The 4,379-nt window shown below is 31.2% G+C and carries 5 protein-coding genes; 3 read left to right on the top strand and 2 right to left on the bottom strand.

Going from position 1 to position 4,379, the window contains the following annotated elements; all coding sequences use genetic code 11:
- Positions 1-530, bottom strand: a 530-nt coding sequence (locus B2U95_RS05875; protein WP_296313746.1) for a hypothetical protein, incomplete at its 3' end; no start/stop codon positions are given.
- Between the two features lie 698 nt (positions 531-1,228).
- On the opposite strand from B2U95_RS05875, the gene B2U95_RS05880 reads away from it, so the two are divergent.
- The gene (locus B2U95_RS05880; RefSeq protein ID WP_296313748.1) at positions 1,229-1,369 is read left to right on the top strand and encodes a hypothetical protein; all 141 of its coding nucleotides are present in this window, start codon (positions 1,229-1,231) and stop codon (positions 1,367-1,369) included.
- Positions 1,370-2,058: 689 nt separating this feature from the next.
- Here the strand turns inward: B2U95_RS05880 and B2U95_RS05885 are convergent.
- Entirely contained in the window at positions 2,059-2,850 is a 792-nt protein-coding gene (locus B2U95_RS05885) for an ice-binding protein (protein WP_296313749.1), read from the bottom strand.
- Positions 2,851-3,206: 356 nt separating this feature from the next.
- Here B2U95_RS05885 and B2U95_RS05890 point away from each other — a divergent pair, with 356 nt between their 5' ends.
- Both B2U95_RS05890 and B2U95_RS05895 read left to right on the top strand, forming a co-directional pair.
- Positions 3,207-3,884 (top strand): DUF6624 domain-containing protein, encoded by a 678-nt coding sequence (locus B2U95_RS05890; RefSeq protein ID WP_296313751.1) that lies wholly within the window; start codon positions 3,207-3,209, stop codon positions 3,882-3,884.
- A 206-nt stretch (positions 3,885-4,090) separates the two neighbouring features.
- Positions 4,091-4,379: alpha/beta fold hydrolase (locus B2U95_RS05895; RefSeq protein WP_296313753.1), on the top strand; the 289-nt coding region annotated here is incomplete at its 3' end.

A 4,379-nucleotide genomic window follows, 5' to 3' on the forward strand; every position in this document is an offset into this window, starting at 1 on the left:
AAATTATTAAACTGAGCAGCATAACCACCATCTGTTGTAGACCATAGTATAATTTGTTCAGTTAAATCATTTGCAAAAGTAATTGATCGATTAATTACATCTTCAGCTATATCATTTGAATACTGATTGTTAAATTCAGTTTCTAACTCAAGAATCCTAGAATAATTAACAAGTGAGGCATTAGAGTAAAAGAATTTGGTCATAATTGCCATTGTAGTATTTGCAACTGTTGGCCAATGGTATTCTAAACCTTCCTCGATGGTCGTTTCTAAATTTAAATCATTTATTCTACCTGTTAAGGACAATTTATCAGTCGAACCAACTTGGATAGACTCATATAAAGCAATACCAGTATAACCGAATGCCCTTGCTGCTACAGGAGGTGTATAGCCTGCTGTTTCAGTAGTCAATACTTTAATTAAATTAAACCAACTCACAACAACATCCGAATTGTATTGGTCTGGGCTTACGATTTCTGGTTGGGTAATATCATTGTCACTATCGGGCGAACATGAAATTATTAGAAGCATAAAAATAATACTGTAAAGAAGATAATTTTTATTTAACACAGTTTTTGATTGGTTTTAAATTAAAAGTAATTTTATTCTGCAATTGTACAATTTACTTTTTTAAAATTGTACTAACATAAGAAAGTAGAACTAAGTAAGATTTGACTTCATATATATATCAACCGAGAAAAAAATATATCTATTAGATGAATACAACATCAAAATTATAAAATTACAATTGCCAACAACCTGTATAATTCATTGCTAGTTCTAGCCTACTTATAAATTCCTTCGGAATTTACTCTGGTTCGTATTTGTTTACTAATTTAATTACTTAACCACGCTACTAACCTTATACAAAAACGTTAGCTACAAACTGAAAATATAAAAATCCTTAAATCATTATTTATCTTAATAGCATTAATCTTATTTAAAAGTGATTTCGCAAAGGGTTATTATTTTTAACTTTCTGATTTAACAGAGAGTAAAGTTTACAAATACGAATGCAAAGTGGATCCATCTAAGACGGAATATTGGAAACTAACATCGAGTTTAGATGAAAGTACTCTTATTACTAGGCATTTAATTCTGAATATATTCAGTACGAACTATTCAAAGAAGAATACACTAATGAAGGCTCAAGATTATACGGATTTATAAGTTATAGAGCTGAATCTAATGGTCAAAAACAAAGTGCTGTAATAAATAAAACAATTGAATTGAATGTGTTCAAATGGGAAACTGAAAGTAGTTATCGATATTCTTCAGAAACAATAGAAAAACATTATGGAAAAGCAACTTTTGAAAAGAAAAAAGAATTCGTCGAAAAAGTAAAAATCAATTTTCTTGGTAAAGGTTAAAAAGCTTTAAAATTTAAAGGTAATTATAAAATAGAAGTTTCTAAAACCAAACAGAAGTATGAATACAGTCAATTTAGTTATTATGCAGAAGGTCTTGGCCTTGTTAAAATGGAATAAGAGGCATTAGCTAACAAAGTATATAACAAATTATTTGCCTTGTGTGTACTCGGAAAATCGTATCAAAATTTTCTCTGGTTCCGCTTTAAGAGCTTTAAGAAAACTAAGTATTGACTACGAATTTACAGAACGACCCAAATTGCTAGTACTTAATGGTGATAATCATGTTTAGAATTATAAGGTATAAAAAAGCCACACCGAAGCAGGGCTTAAATAATTAACTCAAAGGTTTTTAGTTATTTGATAGTCTTAGTGGTACAATTATAGATATGATTATTCGTTTTTGGTTAGAGCTCTAAACCTAACGCTTCATCTATTAATATAGCGGCATCCTCTGCAGAAATCATAAAAACAAAACCACAACTATCTTGGTCATTACAGGCTAAATATGCCCTGGACAGCTAAAGTCTTCTAAATAAACATGTAACACTCATTTATGAATTGGTGCATCGTAATATATTCTGAGGCCTGCTCCATTTCTATATAAAAAACATAATCATTTCCATTCGTGTCTTTTCCAGTTGCGAAAGAACTGTATGGTGCATAAAGGTTTAAATCAGTTTTTGCAAAAGCTACCTCACCTTTTCTGCTGGTACCGTAACGGTATTCATTTGTAATGTCACCGCTGTTTGTGCTAGTAACCTTCCGTTTACAGTAGCTCCTGTTTTTAAAGCGATGGAGGTTGCACCTAATAAGTTTCCTTCAAAATGACTTGTGGTACCTAGGGTAACAGCGCCTGATACTTGCCAAAAAATGTTACTGGCTTTTGCGCCTCCTTCTAAAGTCATTCTAACTGCAGAACTCATCGTAAGTGTTCCTGAAACTTGAAATATCCATACATCATTTGGACCACCTGAAATTGTGATGTCCGTTGGTATTAAAAGTGTACTTGTCCATTTATGAAGCCCTGGTGCAAGCGTTTGTCCTCCTATAATTCCAGCTCCTACATTTAGATAATCTGGGTTAGAGCGTCCTGCAGCATGTGTATATGCAGCTTGCATATTAAGCACAGCTGTTGTGAGTCCTGGAGCATCCGTTATTCTACAAGCAAGTGGGCCTGCAGCATCAACTGTATATATGTCTCCAATAACTTGGGGACAAGTTAATAAAAGAGCAGCACCCGTTATTGGGCTTGTTCCTACATTACCTGTAATGACAGATGGAGGCACATTAGTGATTCCTGATTTTGAAAGAATCGCAAAATTTCCAGAAACACCAAGATCAACAGGTAATATTAAAGTTTTAGATTGCGTAATAATTAAATTTTCTTCCTCAAGTTCTAAAGAATCTATCTCTGAACTACAGCTAGACATTAGTCCAATAAAAAGGATCGCTAGGATTGTGATTTTTTTATTAAATTTCATAATTTTATATAATTTTAACATAACTAATCATAAGTAATTTAGACTAAATATAGTTTAAATTTAATGAAATTGACGTTAACTAAATCATATTGCCCTTTGAGCGATTTTTCGAGTATTTAATCTGATTTAAAAAGAGTTGAAAGGATGAATGAAATATTATATTCAATTTATAAAGAAATTGTAGAACAAAAGCACAACAACGTTTATAATTAAGTGCTTGGTTAGTGTGTACTCGTAAAATCCTATCAGATTTCCCTACTAGTTCGTTTTCTTTTGCTAACTTAGTTCCAGCCAACACAACTAACCATACTCGAACACGTTTGCATTCATTACTCGATCGAACCTAAAATGAAAATATGAGATTTCTATTTTTACTATTTTTATTAATAATAGCTTCTTGTTCAAATAAAAAAAAATTAGAAAAATCTATAAATACTGTTCATAAAACTAAAAATTTAATTGCAACTCTAGATACTATAAGATGGACAGAACAAACACCTATAAGTTTAAGGGATTCTTTGATTAATATTTACGGTGCAGAATCAAAAGAAGCTGATCTATATCAAAAAGAATACAGAAAGAATCATAAAATTAATATCATAAAAATTAAAAGAATATTAGATACTTATGGTTGGCCTAAAAATGAATTGATTGGAAATCAAGGAAATATGACTATCGCAAATGTTCTTCAACATGCAGATCAAGAAACAAGAGAGCATTATATTCCTTTAATGAAACAAGCTGTGTTGGACAAAAAACTAGAGCCAAGGTATCTCGTTCGTGCTAAAGATAGAATTGCAACAGATAAAGGTCATTTACAAATTTACGGAGGACAAATGAAATACTATCCGAAAACTAAAAGCTTCAATGTCTGGCCAGTTTTTAATCCTATAAACCTAGATAAAAGAAGAGCTAAAATCGGACTTGAACCAATCACTGAATTCCTGAAAAACAGATTTGACTTTGAATGGAATCTTGAGGAGCAAATAAAAAGGTCGGAAGAATTTGAAAAAGAAAGATTATTAAATAAATAACGAAATGCCAATACCGTATAAAATTAATTACTGGTTTTTGCCTATTTACAAAAGTCTAAACGGACTTTCTATCTATGTTTTATTTAGGAAATTTAGTGCTTAAAACACGTAACTAACCATACGAATCAGGTTATATGCATCCTAAAAAAAATAATTTGTAACATTTTGACATTCCTTGTCTCTAAATGAAAACTAAAGGAATCAAAATGAAAAAAACACTAACAGTATTTATATTTATAGTATTTACACTCGTAATTAACTCGCAAACCATTTATTCAAAAGCATTTGGCGATCCAAATGATAAGCCACTACTATACCTTCACGGTGGTCCAGGATATAATTCTGTGGGTTTTGAGGCAACAACCGCTCAAAAACTTTCGGAAAATGGTTTTTATGTCATTTCTTATGACAGACGTGGTGAAGGAAGGTCTCCAGATAAAAATGCAAAATTCACTTTTAATGAAACTTTTGAGGATATAAATTTAATTTATGATA

It is taken from the genome of Winogradskyella sp. UBA3174 (genome assembly GCF_002364335.1).
Taxonomy (GTDB): Bacteria; Bacteroidota; Bacteroidia; order Flavobacteriales; family Flavobacteriaceae; genus Winogradskyella.